Below are 25781 nucleotides of genomic sequence, written 5' to 3'. Positions count from 1 at the left end.
GCAACCAGCGGTGTCATGAAGGGTTTAGGTGAAGGAGAAAGACATGGCGAGTGCAGACGGTGTCGAGAAACTCGAGGATGCGATCGTCCGGTCGGCCGAGCAGGTCGCCGGCCAGATTCGCGCCGCAAAGGAAGCGATCTCCACCGTCATCTTCGGCCAGGACCGGGTGATCGAAAATACCCTGGTGACGATCCTGTCCGGTGGCCACGCGCTCTTGATCGGGGTTCCCGGTCTTGCCAAGACCAAGCTCGTCGAAACCCTCGGCGTCACGCTTGGGCTCGACGCCAAGCGCATCCAGTTCACGCCGGACCTGATGCCGTCGGATATTCTGGGCGCCGAGGTGCTGGACGAGAGCCAATCCGGCAAGCGGTCGTTCCGCTTTATCTCCGGACCGGTGTTCGCGCAGCTCCTGATGGCCGACGAGATCAACCGCGCCAGCCCGCGCACGCAATCGGCGCTGCTGCAAGCCATGCAGGAACAGCACATCACCGTTGCAGGCGCGCGGCATGATCTGCCCAAGCCATTCCACGTACTCGCCACCCAGAACCCGCTGGAGCAGGAAGGCACCTATCCGCTGCCCGAAGCACAGCTCGACCGCTTCCTGATGGAGATCGACGTCGATTATCCTGACCGCGATGCCGAGCGCCGTATCCTGTTCGAAACGACGGGCGCGGAAGAGACGCTTGCCAAGGCCTCGATGGACGCGGAAATCCTGATCGCGGCGCAGCGGTTGGTGCGGCGCCTGCCGGTCGGTGACAGCGTTGTCGAGGCGATCCTGTCGCTGGTGCGCGCCGCGCGCCCGAGTTCCGAAGGCGGCAGCGACAAGCTGATCGCCTGGGGGCCAGGCCCGCGCGCCAGTCAGTCGCTGATGCTGGCGGTACGCGCCCGCGCGCTGCTCGACGGCCGCCTGGCGCCCTCGATCGATGACGTGCTCGATCTCGCGGAACCCATCCTCAAGCACCGCATGGCGCTGACCTTCTCGGCGCGCGCGGAGGGCCGCACGATTCCCGACGTAATCAGACAATTGAAGACGCGGATCGGTTGATGGCCGCAGAGACCAGCCACGAGACCAGGGAGATTCCAGCAATCCGACGTGCCGATGGCGAAAGCCGAACGCTCGCCGCATCGCTGCCCCGTCTCGTGCTTGAAGCCCGCCGCATCGCCGCCAACGTCATTCACGGCCTGCATGGCAGGCGCCGCGCCGGCCCCGGCGAAAGCTTCTGGCAGTATCGCCGCTTCGTCTCCGGCGAGCCGTCGCAGAACGTCGACTGGCGACGCTCGGCGCGCGACGATCATCTCTATGTCCGCGAGCAGGAATGGGAGGCCGCACACACTGTCTGGGTATGGCCCGATCGTTCGCCGTCGATGACGTTTGCGTCCAAGGGCGTGCGCGACTCCAAGCTGGAGCGCGGCCTGATCGTGACGTTCGCGCTGGCCGAACTCCTGGTGTCGGGCGGCGAGCGCGTCGGCATTCCCGGCCTGATGAACCCGACCGCAAGCCGCAACGTGATCGACAAGATGGCGCAGGCGATGCTGCATGACGATGCGGCGCGCGCGAGCCTGCCGCCGTCTTTTGTCCCTTCGGCACTGGCCGAGATTGTCGTGCTGTCCGATTTCTGGTCGCCGATGAACGAGATCCGGACGATGCTCGCGGGCCTCTCCGCCTCGGGCGCGCATGGTACGCTGATCCAGGTCGTCGATCCCGCCGAAGAGACCTTCCCCTATGCGGGGCGGGTCGAGTTTGTCGAGCCGGAAGGCTTTGGCGTCATCACCGCAGGCCGCGCCGAAAGCTGGGCCAGCGACTATGTCACGCGCGTCGCCCTCCACCGCGACGAGATCCGCAGCGAGACCAACAAGCTCGACTGGCTGTTCTCGACCCACACCACCAGCCGTTCCGCCGCCGAACTCCTCCTGTTCCTGCATTCGGGCATGATGGCAGCCAAGGGCAGCGTGCGTGGCTCAACCGTCAAGGCGGGGCGTAGCGCATGATCGCAGGCATTCCCCTAACCTTTGCGCAGCCGCTGCTGCTGCTCGGCCTGTTGAGCCTGCCGGTGTTGTGGTGGCTGTTGCGCGTGATGCCGCCGCGGCCGCGGCGGATCGAGTTCCCGCCGACGCGGCTGCTATTCGACATCAAGCCGAAGGAAGAGACCCCGTCGCGCACGCCGTGGTGGCTGACGGCGCTCCGGCTTGCTGCTGCTGCGCTGGTCATTCTTGCCGCCGCGGGTCCGATCTGGAATCCGCAGACCGCGGTCGGCGGCAGCAACGCGCCGTTGGTGATCCTGCTCGACGACGGTTGGAGCGCGGCGGCGAGCTGGGACACGCGGATCAAGGCCGCCGACGAATTGATCGCCAATGCCGACAATGACCGCCGCGGCGTCGCGCTCGTTCCGCTCTCCGAGCCCGCGCGCGACATCACGCTGATGCCGGCCGGCACCGCGCGCGTCGCATTGCGCCAGATTTCGCCAAAACCCTATTCGGTCGACCGCGTCGACACCCTTGGCGCGCTGGACCGCTTCCTGAAGGCCACCGGCGATGCGGAGATCGCGTGGCTGTCCGACGGCGTCGATACCGGGCGCGGCACCGAATTCGTCGAAAATCTCGGCAAGACCGTCGGCGACCGCAAGCTGACGGTGTTCGAAGGCGGTGCGCCTCCCGCGCAGGCGTTGGTAGATGCTGAAAACGCCGCGGCGAAGATGACGGTGAAGGTGCTGCGCACCACGGGCGGCGTCGCCGCCGGCGTGGTTCGCGCGCTCGACGCCAAGGGCTCGCCGATCGGCGAGGCGCGCTACGCCTTCGGCATGCAGGATCGCGAGAGCGAAGCTTCGTTCGATCTGCCAGTCGAACTGCGCAACGACATTGCGCGGCTGGAGATATCCGGCGAACGGTCGGCGGGCGCGGTGCAATTGCTCGACAAACGATGGCGGCGGCGCGCCGTCGGCGTCGTCACCGGCTCAACCAGCGATACCGCCCAGCCGCTGTTGGCGTCGACCTTCTATCTGACCCGCGCCTTGTCGCCATTCGCCGACGTACGGCTCGGCGACCGCGGCTCGGCGCAGCAGGTCATCGCGCAATTCCTCGATCAGCGGCTGCCGATGATCGTGCTCGCCGACGTCGGCACGCTGTCGCCGGAGATTCGCGAGCGACTGAATGCGTGGATCGATCAGGGCGGCGTGCTGGTGCGTTTCGCAGGCCCCCGCCTGGCGCAGGCCGATGACGATCTGGTGCCGGTGAAACTGCGCCGTGGCGGCCGCATCCTGGGCGGCAGCCTGACCTGGGAAAAGCCGCAGCATCTGGCCTCCTTCGCCGCCGACGGTCCATTCGCGGGCCTCGTAGCCCCCAAGGACGTCACAGTGAACCGGCAGGTGCTGGCCGAGCCGGATGCAGTGCTCGCCACCAAGACCTGGGCGTCGCTGGAAGACGGCACGCCGCTGGTAACCGGCGAGCATCGCGGCAGGGGCATTGTCAGCCTGTTCCATGTCGGCGCCGACTCGCGCTGGTCGGACCTGCCGATGTCCGGCAGCTTCGTCGAAATGCTGCGCCGACTGGTCGATATGTCCGGTTACACCTCGAAGCCGGGTGCGGGTGTTGCGGGCGAGGCCGCCAAAGTCGAGACGGTGCCGCCGCTGCGCATTCTTGACGGCTTCGGCGCGTTCGGACCGCCGCCCTCCACCGCCAAGCCGATGCCGGCGGACTATCGCGACCGCGGCACGTCAGAACATCCGCCGGGCTTCTACGGACCAGCCGATGGACCGATCGCGGTCAACACGCTGGCCCCGGCCGATCGCATTGCGCCGCTCGATACATCCTCGCTGCGCGCGCAGCGCGCCAGCTACACCAACGCCGAACCGCGCGACTTGCGCGGCATCCTGCTGTCGTCCTCGCTGGTACTGTTCCTGATCGACGCGATCGTGGTCGCGATGATGGGTGCGGGTCTTGCCGCGCTGTGGCGGCGGCGCACGGCGACGGCCGCCGTTCTGCTCGCCCTGACTCTGGCCGCAACCACGATCGTGCCCTCCCCGACGCGTGCGCAGAACAATGATGATTTCGCCATCAAATCGGTGTCGCAGACGCGGCTTGCCTATGTCGTCACCGGAAATGCTGACGTTGACTCCATCGTCAAGGCCGGCATGGCTGGATTGACGCTGTTCCTGGCGCAGCGCACCGCGCTCGAGGCCGGCGATCCCGTCGGCGTCGATCCGGCGCGCGACGAGCTGGCATTCTTTCCGCTGATCTACTGGCCGGTGGTGCCGGGCGCGCCGAAGCCGCCGCAGGACGCCATCAACCGCATCGACGCCTACATGAAGCAGGGCGGCACGGTGCTGTTCGATACCCGCGATGCGATCGAGGCCCCGCCGGGCGAAAACGGCGCGTCGCAGACGCCGGGCATGCGCAGCTTGCGTGAAATCCTCTCCTCCCTCGACGTGCCCGAGCTGGAGCCGGTGCCGCGCGAGCACGTGCTGACCAAGACGTTCTATTTGCTGCGCGACTTCCCCGGCCGCTTCAACACGGGCCAGACCTGGGTCGAGACCCTGCCGCGCGAGGAGGACGACGACGCGGCCTCACGGCCGGCGCGCGGCGGCGACGGCGTCTCGCCCATTATCATCACCTCGAACGATCTAGCCGGCGCCTGGGCGCACCGCCCGGACGGCCAGCCGATGCTGCCGCTGACGCCAGGCGAGCCGCGCCAGCGCGAGTTTGCGTTCCGCTCCGGTGTCAACATCGTGATGTACACGCTGACCGGTAACTACAAAGCCGATCAGGTTCACGCGCCTGCTCTGATCGAGCGGTTAGGGCAATAGGCCATGCAGTACGGCATCGCGTTTACTCCTCTCGTTCCGACACTGGTGCTGTGGATCGCGCTGGCCGCAATCGTCGTCATCGCGGCGCTGCTGCTGTTCAGCCGCGCGCGCGGTGCGGCCGTGCGCGTCGCGGCGCTGGCGCTGATCCTGCTGGCGCTCGCCAATCCCTCCTTCACGCGCGAGGACCGCGAGCCGCTGTCTTCGGTCGCCGCCGTCGTAATCGACAAGAGCCCGAGCCAGAATTTCGGCACGCGCAACCAGGAGACGGCCAAGGCGCAGGAGGCGCTGGTCGATACGCTGAAGAAGATTAAGGGACTGGAAGTCCGCGTCGTCGAGGCCGGACAGGCCGACGGCGAGACCGATGGTACCAAGCTGTTCGGCGCGCTGTCCTCGGTGCTATCGGACGTTCCCGTCGACCGCGTCGCCGGCGCCTTCCTGATCACCGACGGCCGGGTGCATGACATTCCCGCCAATGCCGCCGCGGTCGGCTTCCAGGCGCCAGTGCACGCGCTCGTCACCGGGCGCAAGGATGAGCGCGACCGCCGTATCGCGATCACGGCCGCGCCGCGTTTCGGCATCGTCGGGCAGCCGCAGACCATCACCTACCGGCTGGACGACCAGGGGGTCACCGGCCAGCGCGCCAAGATCGTGGTGCGCCGCGACGGCGAGGTGATTAGCGAGCGCAATCTGGTCAGCGGCCAAACCGCTAACGTCGACGTCGACATCAAGCATGCCGGCCCGAACATCGTCGAGATCGAGGCCTCGCCGCTCGAGAACGAGCTGACGCCGGTCAACAACCGCGCCGTGGTCGCGATCGACGGCGTCCGCGACAGGCTGCGCGTGCTCCTGGTGTCGGGCGAGCCGCATTCCGGCGAGCGCACCTGGCGCAACCTCTTGAAATCGGACGCCAGCATCGACCTCGTTCATTTCACGATCCTGCGCCCGCCGGAGAAGCAGGACGGCACGCCGATCAACGAGCTGTCGCTGATCGCGTTTCCGACCCGCGAACTTTTCCAGCAGAGGATCAACGATTTCCACCTGATCATTTTCGACCGCTATGCCCGCCAGGGGGTGCTGCCGATTGCTTATTTCGACAATATCGCGCGCTATGTTCGCGCCGGCGGCGCGGTGCTGGTGTCGGCTGGCCCCGATTACGCCTCCACCACCAGCATCTGGCGCACGCCGCTCGATACGGTGCTGCCGGCCGAGCCCGTCGGCGTCACCGAAAAACCGTTCTATGCGCACTTAAGCGACGCTGGTAAGCGCCATCCGGTGACGCGCGGCCTGGAAGGCTCCGCCAGCGAGCCGCCGCGCTGGAGCCGTTTCTTCCGCACCGTCGAAACGCGGAACGCGATCGGCGCGCCCGTGATGACCGGTCTCGACGGCAAGCCGCTGCTGCTGTTGTCGCGCTTCGGCGAGGGCCGCGTCGCGCTCTTCTTGTCGGATCACATCTGGCTGTGGGCGCGCGGCTATGAGGGCGGTGGGCCGCATCTCGATTTGTTGCGGCGGATGTCGCACTGGCTGATGAAACAACCTGATCTGGACGAAGAGGCGCTGCGCCTGCAGATCCAGGGCAAGGACCTCGTCGTGCTGCGCCAGACCATGGCCGACAACGTGCCGCCGGTGACCGTAACCTCGCCGAGCGGCGCTACGAAGGAGCTCACGCTGACCGCGAGCGAGCCCGGCACCTGGCGCGCCACCCTCCCCGCCAATGAACTCGGACTGTGGCAGGCCACCGATGGCGCGCTGAAGGCCCTGATCAATGTCGGGCCGACCAACCCGAAGGAATTTTCGGAAGTCACCTCCACCACCGAGATGCTGAAGCCGCTGGCGCAGGCGACCGGCGGCGATGCGCGCCGCGTGTCCGATGGCGGAAACCTCGATATGCCCCGCGTCGTGCCGGTGCGCGCCTCCGGCATCTTCCACGGCGACGGCTGGATGGGCGTGAAGATGCGCGAGGCCAGCGTCGTCAAGGGCGTCGGCGTGCTGCCGATGTTCGCCGGCCTGGTCGGCCTGTTGCTGCTGCTCGGCGCCTTCGCCGCGACTTGGGTGCGTGAGGGGCGGTAAGCGCAGCGCGGGTCTTGTCGACAGTCCTATGCGACCTCGTCCGCGCGCCTCCATTTCGGAAATGGATCGACAAGCCCGGACCATTCCGCGATCCGCATTTCCGGTTTTCCCGGAACAAGACAAGCATCAAGCCGCGCCGTTATCGCATCTTGATCCATATTCACGCCTATAAAGACGATCTCCTGCCGGCGATCGCCATACACCTCGTTCCAGTTTTTCTTGAGCGACTGTCGCCAGAACGGATCGTCCGGCCAGCGATCTGCGGGGACATTCGCCCACCAGTATCCCAACCCCTCGGTGCGGACGATCGCGCCGGCCTGACTCAGTTCGCCAAGCCATTGCGGACGAGTTGCAATCCAGAAATGCCCCTTGGCGCGGATTACGCCTGGCCAGTTCTCCTTCAGGAATTGATGAAATTTCGCGGGGTCGAACGGCCTTCGCGCGCGATAGACGAAATTCTTGACGCCGTATTCTTCGCTTTCGGGCTTGTGGTCCGCAAAGCCATAAAGCTCCTTGAACCACAGCGGATGTTGCTGCGCGCGTTCGAGATCGAAGCGGCCGGTATTGAGAATACGCTCCAGCGGCGCTTGGGAGAAATTGGTCTCGATGACATCGGCCTCGGGATTCAAGGATCGGATGATCATTCGGGCGGAGTCACGTTCTCCCTGCGAAGCAGCATCAATCTTGTTGAGCACGATCACATCGGCAAATTCGATCTGCTCAACCAGCAAATCCACAAGTGTGCGCCTGTCGTCTTCACCGAGCGATTCGCCGCGATCCGCCAGAAAAACCGTAGAGGAATAGTTCTTCAGCAGGTTGGCGGCATCGACGACCGTGACCATCGTGTCGAGGAATGCTACGTCGGACAGGCTTTCCCCATCTTCGGAGCGGAAATCGAAGGTCGCCGCGACGGGCAGCGGCTCCGATATGCCTGTGGATTCGATAAGCAGATAATCGAACCGTTCGCTCTCGGCCAGCGCCCGCACTTCCCTCAACAGGTCGTCGCGCAACGTGCAGCAGATGCAACCGTTGGACATCTCGACCAGCTTTTCGTCAGTCCGGGAGAGATTCGCACCGCCATCGCGGACCAGGTCGGCGTCGATGTTGACCTCGCTCATGTCGTTCACAATCACCGCAACCTTCATGCCTCGGCGATTGTTGAGCACGTGATTCAGCAAAGATGTCTTTCCAGCCCCGAGGAAGCCGGACAAGACGGTGACGGGGAGTTTTCGCATGGAGATCAAAAAGCCTCTTCAGCTCGCGAAGTCCCAACCGGGAAGGACGTTTCATTGGGCTCCGGCTAGATATGTTATGTTATAACATAACATATCCTTCGGAGATTGCTGTCAATGGAGGTCCAGGGTGCGATCGGCGGTGGTGTTGCGAAAATCCCACATCCGATGACTCGCGAACCCGCCGGAGAGGCGATTGCCGGGATGACGATTGACACTCCGGCGGATTTTCCGACGTTATAATGTAACATCGGCTGGCTCAGATGGGAGCTTGCCGGGGGACAAGGCGCAGGCTTCGTGAACTGGTTCCGGAAGCACCTCAAGCACGGCTCGCGGCTGGCGCTGTTTGCGCTCGCCGTGCAGTTTGCGCTGTGCTTCGGGCATTTCCATGGGGAAATCGCGCAGGCTGAGCCTGCGGCTCAGGCCGCAGTTGCCGATGCAGATCTCGCCATTAAGGCGACGCTCACGGCGAAAGAGGCGCCGCCTGAGGCTGCGCAGCAGCCTTCCAACCACGACACCGATCGGCACGCTTCCGACTGCGTCCTCTGCGCCGTTCTCTCGCTGGCCAGCAATTTCCTGTTCGCCACGCCACCGCTGCTGGAGTTACCGGCGGCCGTCGAGCTTTTGCACCAGACCACTGGCGCCGAGTTCGCACATCTCGGTTCGCTCCATCCCGCGTTTCACTCCCGCGCGCCTCCCACCCCCTGACTTCGATTGATTGATGCACTCCCCGAGGGGACCGCCGCGCCACGCGGCTGATCTGCCAAGGGAAAATCGGAATAGATCCGTCGCACATCGACGGGATCAGGATCGGGACAATGACATTCAAGAAGAAACGAGCGTTCCATTTCGGTGGAGCAAGCTGGCTGTTGCTATGCGCGACGGCCGACGGGGCGCTGGCCCAGGCGACACCACCGGCATCGACGCAACTGCCTGAGATCACCGTGACGGCGCCGAGCCCGATCGTGCGACGAAAGCCAGTGCCCCCGCGAACGCCGGCACGCGTTGTCCGTGCCGCGCCCGGCCAGAGCCGCGAACGCGCGCCGGAGCCGCAAGCCGCCCCCGCTGCGCCCGTCGCGGCCGCGCCCCAGCAAGGCGTGCTGCCAATCGTGACTGATCAATTCGCAACGGTTACCGTGGTGCCCAACGAGGAGATCCGCCGCCAAGGCACCGCCCAGCTTGGCGATCTCCTGTTCTCGAAGCCCGGCATTACCGGCTCAACCTTTGCGCCCGGCGCCGCGAGCCGGCCGATCATCCGGGGCCTCGACGTCAATCGTGTCGGCATCCTCGAGAACGGCACCAACGCCGGCGGCGCCTCCGATCTCGGCGAAGACCATTTCGTGCCGGTCGATCCACTGGCGACAAACCAGGTCGAGGTCATCCGTGGTCCGGCGGCGATGCGCTACGGATCGACATCGATTGGCGGCGTCGTCAGCGCAACCAACAACCGCATCCCGGACGCCCTGCCTTCATGCGCGGCCGCACCGTTCCAGACCTACGGACTGCCTGCGAAAGCGCCGCTCGCAAACGTGGGATCACCCGCCTGCGTCACGGTCGAAACCCGCACGGCCGTCAACACCGTCGACCGCGGTGTCGACGGCGGCATCCTGATCGATGCTGGCGGCGGCAATTTCGCGTTCCACGCCGACGCCTATGGCCGCAAGGCCAGCGATTACAGCATTCCGAGCTATCCGTATTTGTTCGACCAGACCCGCCCGGTCAACGGCCGGCAGCCCAATTCGGCAATGCAGGCGTCTGGTGCATCGATTGGCGGTTCCTACATCTTCGATGGCGGATTTATCGGCGCGGCGATCACGCAGAACGACACGCTCTATCGGATTCCCGGCATCGACGGCGCCGATCACCAGACCCGCATCGACGCGCGTCAGACCAAATTCACGGCCAAGGGCGAATACAGGCCGGACGCGGCGGCAATCGACGCGGTACGCTTCTGGGCCGGCGCCACCGATTACAAGCACAATGAGATCGGTCTTGCCGATCCCGCCGACTTCTCGTCCACCGGCGTGCGGCAGACTTTTGCCAACAAGGAGCAGGAAGGGCGCCTCGAGGTGCAGATGGCGCCGTTCAATGCGCGCTTTGCCGCTGTTACGACCGCCTTCGGTCTGCAGGCCGGGCATCAGGAACTGACGGCATCAAGCCCGGACGATCCGGGTAGCCCGCTCAACGGGTTGTTTGATCCTAACAAGAATAACAGGGTCGCCGGCTACGTCTTCAACGAGTTCAAGTTCACGGACTCAACCAAGGCGCAGATCGCAGGCCGCATCGAGCATGTCAGTCTCAGCGGAACGACGCCGGCATTTGTTCCGGAGCTGTTCGACCTCAACGTCGACCCCGCCGCCATTGGTCCTGCCACACCGCGCAACCTGAACTTCACGCCGAAAAGTGCGAGCGTCGGTCTGCTCCAGGATTTGCCATGGGGTCTTGTCGCAAGTATTACCGCCCAATACGTCGAGCGCGCGCCCAAGCCGGCGGAATTGTTTTCGCGCGGACCGCATGATGCGACCGCCACGTTCGATATCGGCAATCCCAATCTCGGCATCGAAACGGCCAAATCGATCGAGATCGGACTACGACGCGCGACTGGACCATTGAGGTTCGAGGCCACGGCCTACTACACCAAGTTCAATGGCTTCATTTTCCGTCGTCTCACCGGCAACACGTGCGAGGATGTCGCTTGCGTCGGTCCTGCGGACCCGGCTTTTCCCCTGGAGCTGAACCAGGCGATCTATTCGCAGCGCGACGCCACCTTCCGTGGCGGCGAATTCCAGAGCCAGTTGGACGTCGGGCCGCTCTATGGCGGCATCTGGGGCATCGAGAACCAGTTCGATGTGGTGCGCGCGACCTTCAACGACGGCACCAATGTTCCGCGCATCCCACCCGTGCGCGTGGGCGGCGGCCTGTTCTGGCGCGATGCCAACTGGCTGACGCGGATCAACCTGCTGCACGCCTTCGCGCAGAACGATATCGCGCCGATCGCGGGGACGCCGACCGCGGGCTATAACCTGCTTAAGGCGGAGGTCAGCTACAGGACGAAGCTCGATCCAACCTGGTTCGGAGCGCGGGAAATGACGGTTGGGCTCGTCGGCAACAACCTCTTGAACGAGAACATCCGCAATTCGGCGTCGTTCAACAAGGACGAGGTTTTGCTGCCGGGCCTCGGCGTGCGGGCGTTTGCCAATCTGAAGTTCTAGGACGGATGTACCGACCCATGGGGTAGCGTTAGCTGGTGCTACCAGCTAACGTTCAGGCGAAGACCCCTGGAAGCGGATTCACATCGAATAGATGACTTCGTCCATCAATGTTCACGTCTATAGTGACGCGCTCGTTCTGCTCGGTACTGCGGGCGTCGTCATTCCGTTGGTGCGACGATTCGGCTTCAACCCCGTTCTTGGCTACCTCGGCGCCGGCGCGATCCTGGGTCCTCTTGGCCTCGGATCATTCATCGATAAGTTTCCGTTTCTCTACTGGTTTACCGTAGTCGACCCGGCAAACGTCTCCGGCATTGCGAACCTCGGCGTTGTATTCCTCCTCTTCCTCATCGGCATGGAGTTGTCCTACGATCGATTGAAGGCGATGCACCGCCTGATTTTCGGATTGGGCAGCCTGCAGATCATTCTCTCTACTGTGGTGATCGGTCTGGTTGCGGCCCTCGCGGGCAGCAAGGCTCCGGTAGCGCTCATCCTCGGTGCGTGTCTGGCTTTATCCTCGACCGCCATTGTCGTTGAGATTCTATCCAGACAGAAGCGGCTCAATACAAGCGCGGGGCGAGCAAGCTTTGCGGTTCTTCTGGCGCAGGATCTGGCGGTAGCCCCCCTTCTGCTCTTCATCACGATTTTTGGCGCAGGAGACTCCGGTTCGGTAATCGCGACGCTGGCGCTCGCGCTCACTAATGCTGCCATCGCGCTCGGCGTTATCGTCGTCGTAGGCCGCGTGGTGATGCGTCCCCTCTTTCGCCTCGTGGCATCGGTGGGCATGAGCGACCTGTTTGTCGCCACGACGCTGTTCGTGATCGTCGCGACCGGGGTAGCCGCCGCCGTGGCCGGCTTCTCCATGGCGCTTGGCGCTTTTGTCGCAGGCCTCCTGCTGGCCGAGACTGAATTTCGCAAAGCCATCGAGACCGCGATCGATCCCTTCAAGGGACTCTTGCTCGGCCTGTTCTTCTTCACGGTCGGGATGAACATCGACTTTCGCCAGATTGCCCGAGACCCGATTTGGCTGATTGCGGGCGCGGCCGCGCTGATTGCCGTGAAATCTACCATCCTCGTCTTCCTGGCCCGGATGTTTCGTCTCTCCTGGCCCGCTTCGATCGAGGTGGGACTGCTGCTCGGCCCGGGCGGCGAGTTCGCCTTCGTTGCCATCGGCATGGCGACCACGCTTGGCCTGATCGATGCCAACCTATCGAGCTTCGCAGTCGCGCTGACCACGCTGACCATGATGCTCACCCCTGCGCTTTCTCATGTCGCAAGGCAGCTGGCACCGATGGTTCGGGAGGACAAGCCGCTTGATCCCGAACTCACCGTTGCTCCGAGTGTAGGCAGTGGCCATGCCATTGTCGTCGGACATGGCCGGGTTGGACAGGTGGTCTGCACCATGCTGGACCGTCATCAGTTCAAATATATTGCCGTCGACAATGATGCCGCAGCGGTTCCAGAGCAGCGCAGGCAAGGACGCACCGTGTTCTATGGTGATGCGACCAATCCGGAGTTCCTGAAGAGCTGCGGCCTCATGGACGCCGCCGCCGTTATCGTCACGATCAACGAAGCCGAAGGTATCGACGAAATCGTCGCGCAGGTTCGCGCGCTGCGGAAAGATATACTGATCGTCTCTCGCGCGCGCGACGCCGACCACGCCCGGCATCTCTATCGGATTGGCGTTACCGACGCAGTGCCGGAAACCATCGAGGCAAGCCTGCTATTGTCCGAAGCTGCCCTGATCGGCCTTGGAGTGGCGATGGGACTGGTCGTTGCGTCCGTCCACGAGAAGCGCGAGGAGTTTCGGCACGAACTGCAGCAGGCAGCCGGAAGCGTGGCATCTGCACCGAAGCCGGTGGCCGGCACAAAAAGGCGTCGACTGTTCCGGTAGCGAAAAGGCCGAGCGCTCCCGCGGAGAACCGCACCTGGGGAAAGTTGAGTTATCGCGCCTTGCTCCAGTCGGGCCGGATAGTGCCGGAGACGCCCTCGAACGCGCCATCGACCAATTCTGCCACCAAAAGGCGGCCGTAATCGACGGGGCCAGGCATGATCACTCGTCCCTTCGGAATGACCTTGAAGCCGACGCGGCCGTAATAGGGCTCATCGCCGACCAGAATGACCAGGCGGTGCCCCTTGGCCTTGGCGTCCTTTAGCGAGCGATCCAGCAGCATGCGGCCGACGCCGCGGCCGCGGAACGGCGGCTCGACCGTCAAGGGCCCGAGCATCAGGGCCGGCGTGTCGCCGATGCAGATCGGCAACTGGCGCACCGAGCCGACCAGCAACGTGCCGATCCGCGCCGTGAACGAGAGATCGAGCAGGTGATCGACATGCTCGCGCAGGCGATAGGCGCTCAGCACGAAGCGGCCGGGGCCGAAGGTACGCTCGTGCAGGCGTTCGATCGCCTGCGCGTCCTTTGGTGTTTCCGCCAGGATAGTGACGTCAAGTTCGCTCATGATGAGGCGCGGGATAGCATCTGGCGTCGGCGCGGTCCATCGCTGGAAGCGGCAATTCTGTATTGCCTCAATCCTTGCTGATGGCTGGCTGGGACAAATAGGCCAAAAGCTTCATTTCGCGGCGGCCGCGCGTCACCGTATCCAGTACCAGACCCGAACTTGCCGAAAGCACCGCAACGATCATCAGGCCCATCGACAGCACCGCTGTCGGCAGCCGCGGAACGATGCCTTCTTCGAGATAGGTGATGATCACGGGGATCGCGAGGCCGATCGAGACCAGCATCAGGAACACACCGATAACAGTGAAGAACCGCAGCGGCTTTTCCGACCGGTACAGTTTCAGGATGGTGCCGAGAATCCGGAAACCGTCGCGCCAAGTGTTGAGTTTGCTGAACGATCCCTCGGGGCGGGCATAATACGGCGTCTCTATTTCCATCACCGGCAGCGCCAGTTCGAGCGCGTGCACGCTAAGCTCGGTTTCGATCTCAAAGCCGTCGGACAGCACTGGAAAGGATTTGACGAAGCGGCGCGAGAACACCCGGTAGCCGGAAAGGATATCTTTGAACGCCTGGCCGAACACCGTGGATAGGAAGCTCGTCAGCATCCAGTTGCCGGTGCGGTGACCGGGCCGGTAGGCAGCGACCGACTGGTCGACGCGAAAGCCCACCACCATGTCGAGGCGTTCGTTGATCAGCTTATCAATCATACGCGGGGCGCTCGGCGCGTCGTAGGTCGCGTCGCCATCGACCAACACATAGATGTCGGCGTCGATGTCGGCGAACATGCGCCGCACGACATGTCCCTTGCCTTGGCGCCGCTCGCTGCGCACGATCGCGCCCGCCGCACGCGCCACCTCGACCGTGCGATCCCTGGAATTGTTGTCGTAGACGAAGATCTGAGCGCTCGGCAGCGCCTTGCGAAAATCGGAGACGACGGTGGCGACCGCAGCCTCCTCATTGTAGCACGGCACCAGAACCGCAATCCGCAGCGCCGGCACCGTCATCGCAGGCTCACCGAGTTAGGTCCGTCCATGGCGCGTCATACCGCAATCAGGCGCTAGCCGGTTGAGGAAAGGCCGCGCAAGCGGCGGCCCGTTCGCTGCGCAACTTGAGCGTTGCGAACAGCAGGGTCCAGAGGGAAAGCATGTCGATCGGAATGATATAATATGGCGTAAAAATCGGATGGGTCATGAAGAAAATCAGGTTTACCGCAAGGTTTACGGCAACCAGAACGGCGATCTGCCGGGCGCGGTCCCGATCGACACGCCACAGCCAGGCGGTCCAGACCACCGAGATCGCCAACAAGGTGAATTGAACGTCAACGAGATAGCTTAAGACCACATCTGCCTTCAGCTCGGGCGGCGCAACGTCGACGCCGCCATAAGTGGTCGAGAACGGACTACCTGCGTTGATCGCGTTTGCAATCAGGGTGGGCACCATCCCGATCAGGAAGGCGATGCCGAACGCGGTTCCCTGCAGGAAGGTCTCCTTGCTTCGCGCCAGCAGGAACGCGCCGGCAAGATACAGGCAATAGCCGGCCGCCAGAAACAGGTTGGCCAGACGGAAGTTGACGGAGAGGCCGATCAGCAAACCGATCACCGCCCACAGGGCGAACCGATGCCGCGATGGTTGCATGAAGAGCTTGGCCGTCAGAAAACCCGCCAGCGCGCAAATCATCATCGTCGGCGCTACAGAATAGCTGGCCTTCGCCGGATTGATCATCAGATAGATCGCACTGTCCCCAAACGCCGCAACAAGAATCAGTCGATAGACTGTAGACGCTAAGGTCAACGCGAGGAGTGAAAAGCCGACAGCGACGACTGACGTCAATATATAGAGCGGGATGACCCGAAATCCGGCGGGAAACAGCGACAGAATGAAGCCGGTCCCGGGCGGATATTGCAGTACGTGTTTATCCGCACTGGCGTTCCAAGTGTGGCAAGGAGCTCGCTTCACATCATTCCATTCCGGAAAGTCGATCTCCTTCAACTTGTTCTTGAGATAGTGATCGTCGTCAAAGGTAATGTTGGTGTCGATGCCACGAAGACCAAATCTGTCGAACAGATGCGCCTGCCGCAGGTAGCAGATATCGTCATAGACGCCGCGGGCTTCAATCCAACCGGATATCGACCAGATGTTGCTTGCCAGTACGACGAGGAAGCCAATCGCGCAAAGGATCTTCAGGAATTTCATTTTTGCCTGATCGCCCCTAGCGCCAGGTCGCCATTGGAGCCACGCCATCGAGAACTTCCGCGATCCGCAGCCGCGTCCCCCTGGTCGTCTCCGCCGGCAGCGCACCCGCGGCATAAAATCCGCATTCCACAATCTCGCGATTAGGCTCCGGCACGCGATCCTGCCGGAATTGCCTCACAATATAAACGGCGACGTGGTCGCGGCGGGAAACGTGGCTGTTGAAAAACAGGCCGTGCAGCGCCGGCTCGCCGGTCAGTTCAATCCGCCCCTCCTCGACCAGCTCCCGCCGCAGCGCGTCGAGAAAGGTCTCGCCGACCTCGACGCCACCGCCCGGCAGATGCCAGCCCGCGACGTAGCTGTGGCGGACCAGAAACACCCGGTTCTCGTCATCGAGGACGACGCCACGAACCCCCAGCGTCATGCCGCGGGCCATCCGCCAGTAGAGATGAAACACCCGCCGCAACTGTGGTTCGAAACGTTCTCGCAAGTGCTGCAGCGCCGTCACGCAAGCCTCGGATGGACAGGTGTCACGTTTGATCCTTATATCGCCGACATGATCGTGCGACGGCTCTATAGCACAGGGAATGTGGCAGAGCGCGAATGACTGATACCTTCACGCTGGCGCATCTGTCCGATCCGCATCTGCCGCCTTTGCCGGCGGCGCGGCTGCGCGACCTCGCCGGCAAGCGTGCGCTCGGCTATATCAACTGGATCCGCAACCGCCACAAATATCACCGCCGCGAGGTGCTGGACGCCCTGGTCGCCGACATGCAGGCGCAACGGCCGGACCACATTGCAGTGACCGGCGATCTCGTCAATCTGGCGCTCGAGGCCGAGTTCACCCCGGCTCAGGCCTGGCTTGAAAGCATCGGCACGCCGCAGCAGGTCACCGTCGTTCCCGGCAATCACGATGCCTATGTGCGGGCGACGCGGCATCATTTCGGTGGAACATTCGAGAAGTATCTGAAGGGCGATGCCGAGGTGGATGGCCCGCGGTTTCCATTCCTGCGCCGGCGCGGGCCGCTGGCGCTGATCGGGGTTTCCTCGGCGGTACCGACGCTGCCACTGATGGCGACCGGCCGGCTCGGCCGCGCACAGCTTGATGCCCTCGAGCGCCAGCTTGCGCAATTGCGGCCGGAGGAGATGTTTCGGGTGCTGCTGGTTCATCACCCCTTGAACGCGACGTCGCGGATGAAGCGATTGACCGACTCGAAGGCGCTCCGCGCCGTGCTTAAACGGCACGGCGTGGAGCTGGTCCTGCACGGCCACGACCACATTCATTCGACGATGTGGATCGAAGGCGCCGACCACCAGATCCCCGCCGTCGGAGTGCCATCGGCATCGGCGCTGGCGCACCGGCATTATCCGGCCGCGGCGTACAATCTGTTTTCGATCGCGCGCGATGGCGACCGATGGCGCTGCGTGCAGACGGTGCGCGCCATCGATGCCGACTTCAAGGTCAAGCAGATCAAGCAGGCGACGCTGCTTTAGAGGTTCTCGGGCATGCGATAGCGCGATTTTCTCAAATCCCGCCACCGCCGCAGCCGGCGCGCCACCACCGCCGTCGCTGCCGGTATCGCCAATTCCGTCCGAGGTGCCGATCCTAGAAGTTGTTCAGGCTCGCATAGAGCGCGAGGCCGAACAGCGCGACCGCGCCCAGGACGAAGCCGAGCACGAACATGCCGAGACCACGGCGGCGCGGCTTCTTTTCCGCAGGCGGCTCGGCGGCCGGCATCGCCACCATCGCGTGCTCGCGCTCGATCATGCGGCGCGCGACATAGCCGGTGACGGCATCAACGATGACGGGCACGTCATGCGACTCGGCGAGCACGATGCGGCCGAAGCGCGTGTCCTGCACGAAGCGGTAGATGCGCTTGTCGCGCCCCATCACGATATGCGCGACCACGTCGATCCAGAGCCGCGGCGTCTCGCCCTGGCTGACGCCGCGATCGAACAGGTCGATCTGCGCCGGCACTTCGGCGAACAAGGGATCGAGCGCTTCGTTCAGGATCTCGAGCCGGGCGACTTCGGCATCGCGCAGCTCGACAACGACACCGGTGCGATCGGCAGCCTCGATGCGGGCCTGGCGCAGCGCATCGCGCAGCCGCGTCGGTCGCATATCACGGGCTTCACTGGCGGTATTTTGCGCGTCTGACATCGGGTGCCGCCTTTATCCTGCGAGGGGGTTAGCCCGATTAACCTAGCAGTAACTATGTTGCGCGCAAAGGCCGTTTAGTTGCAATGGGTTAGCGATCCACCGGGTTCTGAGACCGGGTTCTGAGTCTGTGGCGAGACCCCCACCCCGGCCCTCCCCCGCAGGCGGGAGAGGGAGAAGACTGAATCGCAAGCGGCCCCACCCGGTTTTCCGGATGGGGCCGCCTGTCGTTGGCGCTTCCTCTAAGACTTATCGGCAGCCGTCAGGCCGAGACGCGCGAGGGCTCTTCGACGATCGAGAAGCGTACGCCGGCCTTATGGCGGCTCTCTTCCGAGACCTCCTTCCAGCACTCTTCGGCTTCCTTGCGGGTCTTGAACGGGCCTCTGACCTGGGCCGAGCCTTCGACGAGCTTGTGGAAGTTCATCGAACCGAACTCGCCGCCGATCACCCAGAAATTGCTGCCTTTGGTCATTGTCAGTCTCCTGTTAGCCGAACTGGTTCTTAGCCGAACTGGTTCATCGTGTTGTGGACGCCGCCCGCCTTCAGAGCGGCCTCGCCGGCGAAATATTCCTTGTGATCGTCGCCGATATCGGAGCCGGCCATGTTCTGATGCTTGACGCAGGCGATGCCCTGACGGATCTCCTGGCGCTGAACATTCTTCACATAGCCCAGCATGCCCTGCTCGCCGAAATACTCCCTCGCGAGATTGTCAGTCGACAGAGCTGCCGTGTGATAGGTCGGCAACGTGATCAGGTGGTGGAAGATGCCAGCACGCTTTGCTGAATCGGCCTGGAACGTGCGGATGCGCTCGTCGGCTTCAATGGCCAGCGGCGTGTCGTCGTATTCCGGCTTCATCAGCTCGGCGCGATTGTACTTGCTGACGTCCTTGCCGGCTTCCTTCATCGCATCGTACACCTGCCAACGGAAGTTGAGCGTCCAGTTAAACGAGGGCGAGTTGTTGTAGGCCAGCTTCGCGTTCGGAATCACCTCGCGAATGCGGTCGACCATCTTGGCGATCTGCTCGATATGCGGCTTCTCGGTCTCGATCCACAAGAGATCGGCGCCGTTCTGCAGCGAGGTGATGCAGTCGAGCACGCAGCGATCTTCGCCAGTGCCAGGACGGAACTGGTAGAGGTTGCTGGCAAGCCGCTTCGGACGCATCATCTTGCCGTTCTGGTTGATGATGACATCGCCGTTCCGGGCCGTGGCGGCCGTCACTTCCTCGCAATCCAGGAAGCTGTTGTACTGATCGCCGATGTCGCCCGGCTTATGGCTGACGGCAATCTGCTGCGTGAGGCCGGCGCCGAGCGAGTCGGTGCGGGTCACGATGATGCCGTCTTCGACGCCGAGCTCGAGGAAAGCATGGCGGCAGGCACGAATCTTCGCCAGGAACACCTCGTGCGGCACGGTCACCTTGCCGTCCTGGTGGCCGCACTGCTTTTCGTCGGAGACCTGATTTTCGATCTGCAGGGCGCACGCACCCGCCTCGATCATCTTCTTGGCGAGCAGATAGGTCGCCTCCGCATTGCCGAAGCCAGCGTCGATGTCGGCGATGACGGGCACGACATGGGTCTGGAAGTTGTCGATCTTCTCGATCAGCGCCTTTTCCTTCGCCTTGTCGCCTTCCTTGCGGGCAGCGTCGAGGGCGCGGAAAATATCGTTGAGTTCACGGGAATCCGCCTGACGGAGGAAGGTGTAGAGCTCTTCGATCAGCGCCGGCACCGAGGTCTTCTCGTGCATCGACTGGTCGGGCAGCGGTCCGAACTCGGAGCGCAGCGCGGCGATCATCCAGCCGGAGAGATACAGATAGCGGCGATCGGTCGTGCCGAAATGCTTCTTGACCGAAATCAGCTTCTGCTGCGCGATGAAGCCATGCCAGCAACCGAGCGACTGGGTGTACTTGGTGGGATCCGCGTCATAGGCAGCCATATCGGCGCGCATCAGCGCCGCGGTGTACCGCGCGATGTCCAGGCCGGTCTTGAAGCGGTTCTGCAGACGCATGCGCGCCACGGCTTCGGCGGTGACGCCGTTCCAGGTCGGCTTGGTCTCGAGCAGCGCCTCAGCGGCCTTGATCTCGCTCAGATAGGAGGCCGGTTGCTGGGTAGCCCGGTCACTGAGCCCACGTGGCTGGTAGTTCATGTGCGTAATCCTTTCAGTGCCGACAAATCTGTGGCGCTTTTCATTGCCACGCTTCGACATTCTTAACAGTGCATTGCGAAATGCGTGTCGAGAGGTAAACGCGAAAAACAGAAATTCGTATAGACGCCTTGTTTTCTATTGGTGATGTCATGTAACATAGGTACTTGTATCAAATGTAACTTTGTAATTTTTGTCACAAACGGGTCAGGAACCCTGCCATGCCCGCCGATACCGGAAAGAAGCTTTTCGTAGGCCCCCGCTTCCGGCGCATCCGCCAGCAGCTTGGCCTGTCGCAGACCCAGATCGCCGAGGGGCTCGGGATTTCTCCGAGCTATATCAACCTGATAGAGCGGAACCAGCGGCCGGTGACGGCGCAGATCCTGCTGCGGCTGGCGGAGACCTATGATCTCGATCTGCGCGATCTTGCAACCGCCGATGAGGATCGGTTCTTCGCCGAGCTCAACGAGATCTTCTCCGATCCGCTGTTCCGCCAGATTGACGTGCCGAAGCAGGAACTGCGCGACCTCGCCGAACTCTGCCCGGGCGTGACGCACTCTCTGCAGCGGCTCTACGCCGCCTATACCGAGGCACGCCGCGGCGAGACGCTGGTCGCGGCCCAAATGGCCGACCGCGACGAGGGCGCCCGCTTCGAGGCCAACCCGATCGAGCGCGTGCGCGACCTGATCGAGGCCAACCGCAATTACTTCCCCGAGCTTGAGCAGGCCGCGGAGAATTTGCGCGACGAGCTCAACGTCTCCGCCGAGGAATTGTTCGCTGCGCTTGCGGCACGACTGCGCGAAAAGCACTCGATCGTCACCCGCATCATGCCTGTCGACGTGATGCGCGAGACGCTGCGGCGGTTCGACCGTCATCGCCGGCAACTTCTGATTTCCGAACTGGTCGACGGCTCGGGCCGCGCCTTTCAACTTGCGCTGCAGATCGGGCTTGCCGAATGCGGCGCTGCCATTGACGGCATCGTCAGCCGCGCCGGCCCGCTCGACGACACGCCGCGCCGGCTCTACCGGATTACGCTCGCGAATTATTTTGCCGCCGCCGTGATGATGCCCTATCAGCCGTTCCACAGCGCGGCGGAAAACCTGAACTATGATGTGCATGTGCTGGCGCAGCGCTTCAATGCCGGCTTCGAACAGGTCTGCCACCGCCTCACCACGCTGCAGCGGCCGAACGCGCGCGGCGTGCCGTTCTTCCTGCTGCGCGTCGACAATGCGGGCAACGTCTCCAAGCGATTTTCCTCCGGCACGTTCCCGTTCTCGAAATTCGGCGGCACCTGCCCGCTGTGGAACGTGCATTCGACCTTCGACACGCCGGACCGCTTGCTCAAGCAGGTGATCGAACTGCCCGACGGCACGCGCTACTTCTCGATCGCGCAGATGGTGCGCCGGCCGATCGCGCCGCACCCGCACCCGCAGCCGCGCTTTGCGATCGGTTTGGGGTGCGAAATCCGCCATGCCTCGAAGCTCGTCTATGCCGCCGGGATGGATCTGGAGAAGGCCGAGGGCACGCCGATCGGCGTCAACTGCCGGCTCTGCGAACGCGAAAACTGCAGCCAGCGCGCCGAGCCGCCGATCACGCGCACGCTGATCCTGGACGAGAACACGCGGCGGCTTTCGTCGTTTGTGTTCTCGAATGCACGGGAGTTGTGAGGCGCTCGCCCCAACATAACTCGTCATGCCCCGCCACCGGGTCGCGCGAATGCGCGCCCGATGACAGGCTCCGGCGGGGCATCCAGTACGCCGCGGCTTATCAGCTCAATCATAGCTAGTCGTGCGCGACAGGTGCGTTCCCTCTCCCCTTGCGGGAGAGGGTTAGGGAGAGGGGTGGCGGCAACGGCGGTGCTCGTGGCTTACCCCTCTCCCCAGCCCTCCCCCGCAAGGGGGGAGAGAGCGCAGTATGCGTTGGGGCGATAGGGTAGAATAACTTCAGAAAAGCGCTTCAAGAAGAACGCTCGCATGCGTTGACGACGACGTTTAAATACAGTTCGCGATCTCGCCGCATCATCTGCGCGAGTTGTGATTTGAACTCTTCACCCCCATCAAAAATCAGAGGGCGCAGGGAAGACCGGGTGCGCGCCGCACCCGCGGTCTCGTGTGCAATTATGCGCAAAAAGCACGCACACGAGCATACAGGTTCGGCGGAAGCATCCCGGCCTTCCCTGCGCAATGGCTTTACGGCTTACTTCGTGCTCTTCCCGGAGAACGGCTCTTTTGCCTCCGTCGCCCGCAAGACGCTTTCGCTTCTCTCGGACTTAACGCCAGCACCACGGCGCCAGAACCACACGACTTCACCGTACGCCTCCGGCGCGCAACGTCTCTCGCGCCATCTACGTCCATCGCATCTCACCGCGCGTTCCTGACGTTCGCGAGCGCCCCTCATCTTGCGGCGAGACGGACGCAGTTATGCCGCTGATTTGGGTGAGAACGAAAGCGGAATATTTTTGATTCTCAGCAATTCTTGGGCTTGACACGATTTCTGAAAATCAGAAGTGATTTGCCCATCGGATAGTCAGGCGCGGGGCCTCACATGTCGGACCGGCGCGCCTTCTCAAGATGCGATTTGGCGGAAGATGAAGGCATGTTCATCAGCATTGCTCTGCAACTATAGACGGGAAAAAGCGGAACATCATGGTGGGCGAAGCGTTGCTTGGTCCTCTGCAACAGGAGAAACATATGCTGAAGACATTGATCACTGTTTCGACCGTACTGCTTGCGACCTCGGCGTTTGCGCAAGGCACGAAATCTCCGGGCTCCTCCGAATACGCTCCCGGACAGAAGATGCAGAAGAGCACGAAATCGACGGCGCCGGGTGCGTCGGAATACGCTCCGGGACATCAGAAGAAGACCGCGAAGGGCCGTTCGGAGAGCGCGCCCGGCAAGCAGACGACAACCGGATCTGCGGCGAAGAAGAAGTACTGATTTTCCGATAGCGCGGCCCGGAATTCCTGCCGGGCCGCTTCGCATTGCTGCACGCCCTACCTCACCACCGGCGCTGAATGAGCCTTCGAGCGCCTGCGCGAAGCAACTGGTGGCAGCGAGCAGCAGCAGCGCGACGCAGGCGAGCGCTAACAGTCGCGTGGTGAAGCCGGGCATCCGGGAATCTCTCCGGGGTTTTACGGATGTGCCATCGAAGCGTAAGCCCCCTTGCCCCCAAACGTGTTGCGATACGTCAACACCCGGATGACTTTTCAGCCGGCGGCTTGCGCGAATCTTCTTCGAAATGACAAAGTTAAATCCCGGGGATTGCGCAATTTGGCGATGGAACGGCCGGGGTGATTCGCTAGTTTGAAACAAGCGAATCTCGACTCGCAAAAAGTGGATGCAAACCGATGTTGCGACGCGTCAAGCTGATGAACCCGTTCGAAATCGTCCAGGACCTGATGGCGCCGGACCGGCCGCAACCGCAGCCGATCGAGCGCGTGGTGATCAATCGCGCCGCCCGTTCCACGCCTGTCTGCGCCGCCTGCGGCTCCGATGACATCATCTGCCACGCGACAGCGCAATGGAGCAACGAAGCGCAGGAATGGCAGCTCGCCAACACGTTCAATCAGCCGGCGCACTGCAATACGTGTCACAGCGACGTCAACCTGGTGTGGGTGACGCTGAATTAAAGTGAGGTGCCGTAGGGTGGGTTAGCGAAGCGTAACCTACCGACCTTGTCGCACACACGCGGCGGATTACGCTGCGCTAATCCGCCCTACTGCTTCTGACGTTGAATTGAGGCGACGTGGCCCCGCTGGTGCCATTCATCCTTCGAGACGCCTGCTTCGCAGGCTCCTCAGGATGAGGTCTGACAGACTCAAATCTCCGCATACATCTCCAGCAGATTCCCATCGGGATCCCTGAAGAACAGCGTGCGATGCCCGAAGGGCTGGTTGGTCGGCGGCTCCAATAGATCGACGCCATGCCGCAGCAATTCCTCGGCGCAGCGATCGACATCCTCAGCGGCAACCTTGAACGCAAGCTGCAGCGAAGCGCTCCCCTTCGGCGTCGGCGCATCCTTCGCCGTCCGGCTCGGCCGCGCCAGCGCGAGCGTGTTGCCGCCGATCTGATATTCGATCCACCCCGCCGACAATTCGCGCGTCAGCGGAAAACGAAGCACGCCCTCATAGAAGCGGCGCATCGCGGCCATGTCGCGCACGAAGATGACGGTGTAGTCGACGGCGCGGATGGACTGGAAGGGTGAGGTGGCGGGTGTGTTCTGATCGGTCATGACGGCTTTCACATTCGACGCGTCGCCCGCATGAGCGCAGCGACATTCGGGAAGTGACCATGAAGGCCCCGAATGTCGCTTCCGCCTCCGCTTTTCGAGCTACGGCGCACAAGCCGCCCATCCGGGGCAACGGCTTATCAATCGTTAATTGTATACAGAATAGGCTACCTCCTCGTGGGAGAACAGAGTGTTCGGTCAATGGATTCGCTTGAAGGCGTTTTACGTCTCATCGGCTGGCTGGTCGGTTGGCCGCTTGCGCTCTTCCGCCGCTGACTGGATCGTCAGCCGGATCGCGATCCTTCGCAGATTTCGTCGGTGGAGAGGTTTGGGCGACTGATGCTCGGGATCACGTTGACGCTATGTGTGCTGATCCCGCTGGGCTGGCTGATCTTCCGGTGACATGCTGTAGGGCGGATTAGCGTCAGCGTAATCCGCCGCCAAGTGTGCGGATGTAGATACGGCGGATACGCTTTCGCCAATCCGCCCTACAGCCCTTCGCTCACCCGGGGCTACACTTGCTACTTCGGTTCAAACTCGCCCCAGATCCGCTCCTCCGTCCAACCGAGTTCCTCGAACTCCTTTGCCCGCAGCGGCGCTTCACCTGCTGAGAAGAACTCGTCGAGCTGCGGCGGGCTTACCGACGTGCCGCTCAGCATGCAGTGAGCCTGGCCGCGGTGATGCACCTGATGCTGGAACAGATGCAGGAGCAAGCGGTCCATTCGTTCGCGCTGGATGGAGGTTTCTCGATGCACGGAGACGATGCGCTGCAATCCGGCGGCGTCGAGCGCTTCAACGACATTGAGCAAGCGTCGATCAACTGCGGCCTGCGCTTCCTTTAACGCGGCAACCGTTGCACAGGGTTCGTCGTTCGCAAAGGCGGCGGGTCCGAGCGTGCCGCCTTCCATCGCGTCGACGTAGAAGTGGTCGATGATCAGGATGTGATTGAGCGTGGCGCGCAGGCTCGGAAAGAAGCCGGTTCGCTTCGCGGTGAATTCATCCGGCGACAACGCGAGACAGGCGGTGAGCAGCCGGTGATTTGCCCAGGCGTTGTTGTACGCCATGGCGCGGAAGGGAAGCACGTCGCTCATTTGCATTGCCGGTTCTGCAATGTTGTAGGGCGGATTAGCGAAAGCGTAATCCGCCGTAGTCCGTGGCAAGAACGGTGGGTTACGCCTTCGGCTAACCCACCCTACAAGTCCCTACTCCGCCGCCTGCCGCGTCGGCTCGGACAGTGCGTAGGATGGGTGGAGCGAAGCGATACCCATCACTTCATCCGATTGGCGACAGTTGATGGGTTTCGCTGCG

At 62.9% G+C, this 25781-nt stretch carries 21 protein-coding genes; 11 read left to right on the top strand and 10 right to left on the bottom strand.

Annotated elements, in window-relative coordinates:
* Positions 1-43 precede the first annotated feature (43 nt).
* Genes J6524_RS27565 through J6524_RS27550 form a run of 4 tightly spaced genes read left to right on the top strand, consistent with a single transcriptional unit; the run spans position 44 to position 6866 of the window.
* A complete protein-coding gene (locus J6524_RS27565) occupies positions 44-1045 on the top strand; it encodes an AAA family ATPase (protein WP_225676443.1) in 1002 nt (333 codons plus the stop codon).
* Positions 1045-1989: a DUF58 domain-containing protein gene (locus J6524_RS27560; RefSeq protein ID WP_225676441.1), complete on the top strand. Its 945-nt coding sequence runs from the start codon at positions 1045-1047 to the stop codon at positions 1987-1989. The genes J6524_RS27565 and J6524_RS27560 overlap by 1 nt, the downstream gene beginning before the upstream one ends.
* Positions 1989-4799 (top strand): DUF4159 domain-containing protein, encoded by a 2811-nt coding sequence (locus J6524_RS27555; protein ID WP_225676627.1) that lies wholly within the window; start codon positions 1989-1991, stop codon positions 4797-4799. Before J6524_RS27560 ends, J6524_RS27555 begins: the two co-directional genes overlap by 1 nt.
* Positions 4800-4802: 3 nt before the next feature.
* Positions 4803-6866, top strand: a complete 2064-nt coding sequence (locus J6524_RS27550) for a hypothetical protein (RefSeq protein ID WP_225676439.1) — start codon at positions 4803-4805, stop codon at positions 6864-6866.
* 26 nt (positions 6867-6892) lie between these two features.
* Here J6524_RS27550 and zigA read toward each other — a convergent pair whose 3' ends face one another.
* Entirely contained in the window at positions 6893-8101 is a 1209-nt protein-coding gene (gene zigA / locus J6524_RS27545; protein ID WP_225676437.1) for a zinc metallochaperone GTPase ZigA, read from the bottom strand.
* 294 nt (positions 8102-8395) lie between these two features.
* On the opposite strand from zigA, the gene J6524_RS27540 reads away from it, so the two are divergent.
* From J6524_RS27540 to J6524_RS27530, 3 genes are all read left to right on the top strand, one after another.
* Positions 8396-8806 (top strand): DUF2946 family protein, encoded by a 411-nt coding sequence (locus J6524_RS27540; protein ID WP_225676434.1) that lies wholly within the window; start codon positions 8396-8398, stop codon positions 8804-8806.
* Positions 8807-8916: 110 nt separating this feature from the next.
* Complete coding sequence (locus J6524_RS27535; protein ID WP_225676432.1) at positions 8917-11310, top strand: TonB-dependent receptor; 2394 nt, start codon at positions 8917-8919, stop codon at positions 11308-11310.
* 91 nt (positions 11311-11401) lie between these two features.
* A complete protein-coding gene (locus tag J6524_RS27530) occupies positions 11402-13201 on the top strand; it encodes a cation:proton antiporter domain-containing protein (protein ID WP_225676430.1) in 1800 nt (599 codons plus the stop codon).
* 49 nt (positions 13202-13250) lie between these two features.
* On the opposite strand, the gene J6524_RS27525 is transcribed toward J6524_RS27530, so the two are convergent.
* The 4 genes from J6524_RS27525 to J6524_RS27510 all read right to left on the bottom strand — a co-directional run bounded on the left by J6524_RS27525 (position 13251) and on the right by J6524_RS27510 (position 16460).
* Complete coding sequence (locus J6524_RS27525; RefSeq protein WP_225676428.1) at positions 13251-13763, bottom strand: GNAT family N-acetyltransferase; 513 nt, start codon at positions 13761-13763, stop codon at positions 13251-13253.
* 67 nt (positions 13764-13830) lie between these two features.
* Positions 13831-14766, bottom strand: a complete 936-nt coding sequence (locus J6524_RS27520) for a glycosyltransferase family 2 protein (protein ID WP_225676426.1) — start codon at positions 14764-14766, stop codon at positions 13831-13833.
* Positions 14767-14812: 46 nt separating this feature from the next.
* Positions 14813-16069: a hypothetical protein gene (locus J6524_RS27515; RefSeq protein ID WP_225676425.1), complete on the bottom strand. Its 1257-nt coding sequence runs from the start codon at positions 16067-16069 to the stop codon at positions 14813-14815.
* Positions 15972-16460 (bottom strand): NUDIX domain-containing protein, encoded by a 489-nt coding sequence (locus tag J6524_RS27510; protein ID WP_225676423.1) that lies wholly within the window; start codon positions 16458-16460, stop codon positions 15972-15974. Before J6524_RS27510 ends, J6524_RS27515 begins: the two co-directional genes overlap by 98 nt.
* Positions 16461-16555: 95 nt before the next feature.
* On the opposite strand from J6524_RS27510, the gene J6524_RS27505 reads away from it, so the two are divergent.
* On the top strand, positions 16556-17446 hold the full coding sequence (locus tag J6524_RS27505) for a metallophosphoesterase family protein (RefSeq protein ID WP_225676422.1): 891 nt from the start codon (positions 16556-16558) through the stop codon (positions 17444-17446).
* A gap of 112 nt (positions 17447-17558) precedes the next feature.
* On the opposite strand, the gene J6524_RS27500 is transcribed toward J6524_RS27505, so the two are convergent.
* The 3 genes from J6524_RS27500 to J6524_RS27490 all read right to left on the bottom strand — a co-directional run bounded on the left by J6524_RS27500 (position 17559) and on the right by J6524_RS27490 (position 20249).
* On the bottom strand, positions 17559-18113 hold the full coding sequence (locus J6524_RS27500) for a hypothetical protein (RefSeq protein WP_225676420.1): 555 nt from the start codon (positions 18111-18113) through the stop codon (positions 17559-17561).
* 259 nt (positions 18114-18372) lie between these two features.
* Complete coding sequence (locus J6524_RS27495) at positions 18373-18582, bottom strand: DUF4170 domain-containing protein (protein ID WP_028347002.1); 210 nt, start codon at positions 18580-18582, stop codon at positions 18373-18375.
* 29 nt (positions 18583-18611) lie between these two features.
* Positions 18612-20249 carry an isocitrate lyase gene (locus J6524_RS27490; protein WP_225676418.1) on the bottom strand — a complete coding sequence of 546 codons (1638 nt, stop codon included), beginning with the start codon at positions 20247-20249 and terminating at the stop codon, positions 18612-18614.
* Positions 20250-20467: 218 nt separating this feature from the next.
* Here J6524_RS27490 and J6524_RS27485 point away from each other — a divergent pair, with 218 nt between their 5' ends.
* From J6524_RS27485 to J6524_RS27475, 3 genes are all read left to right on the top strand, one after another.
* Entirely contained in the window at positions 20468-21913 is a 1446-nt protein-coding gene (locus J6524_RS27485; RefSeq protein ID WP_225676416.1) for a helix-turn-helix domain-containing protein, read from the top strand.
* A 1023-nt stretch (positions 21914-22936) separates the two neighbouring features.
* Entirely contained in the window at positions 22937-23182 is a 246-nt protein-coding gene (locus J6524_RS27480) for a hypothetical protein (protein WP_225676414.1), read from the top strand.
* A gap of 410 nt (positions 23183-23592) precedes the next feature.
* Positions 23593-23874 (top strand): hypothetical protein, encoded by a 282-nt coding sequence (locus tag J6524_RS27475; RefSeq protein WP_225676412.1) that lies wholly within the window; start codon positions 23593-23595, stop codon positions 23872-23874.
* A 188-nt stretch (positions 23875-24062) separates the two neighbouring features.
* On the opposite strand, the gene J6524_RS27470 is transcribed toward J6524_RS27475, so the two are convergent.
* Together J6524_RS27470 and J6524_RS27465 are read right to left on the bottom strand one after the other, a co-directional pair.
* A complete protein-coding gene (locus J6524_RS27470; RefSeq protein WP_225676410.1) occupies positions 24063-24476 on the bottom strand; it encodes a VOC family protein in 414 nt (137 codons plus the stop codon).
* Positions 24477-24994: 518 nt separating this feature from the next.
* Positions 24995-25570, bottom strand: coding sequence for a DinB family protein (locus tag J6524_RS27465; RefSeq protein ID WP_376712085.1), 576 nt, complete (start codon positions 25568-25570; stop codon positions 24995-24997).
* Positions 25571-25781: the final 211 nt, after the last annotated feature.

The organism is Bradyrhizobium hereditatis, assembly GCF_020329435.1.
Lineage (GTDB): Bacteria > Pseudomonadota > Alphaproteobacteria > Rhizobiales > Xanthobacteraceae > Bradyrhizobium > Bradyrhizobium hereditatis.
The sequence above is the reverse complement of the archived record's forward strand: the minus strand, read 5'-3'. Positions and strand labels throughout refer to the sequence as shown.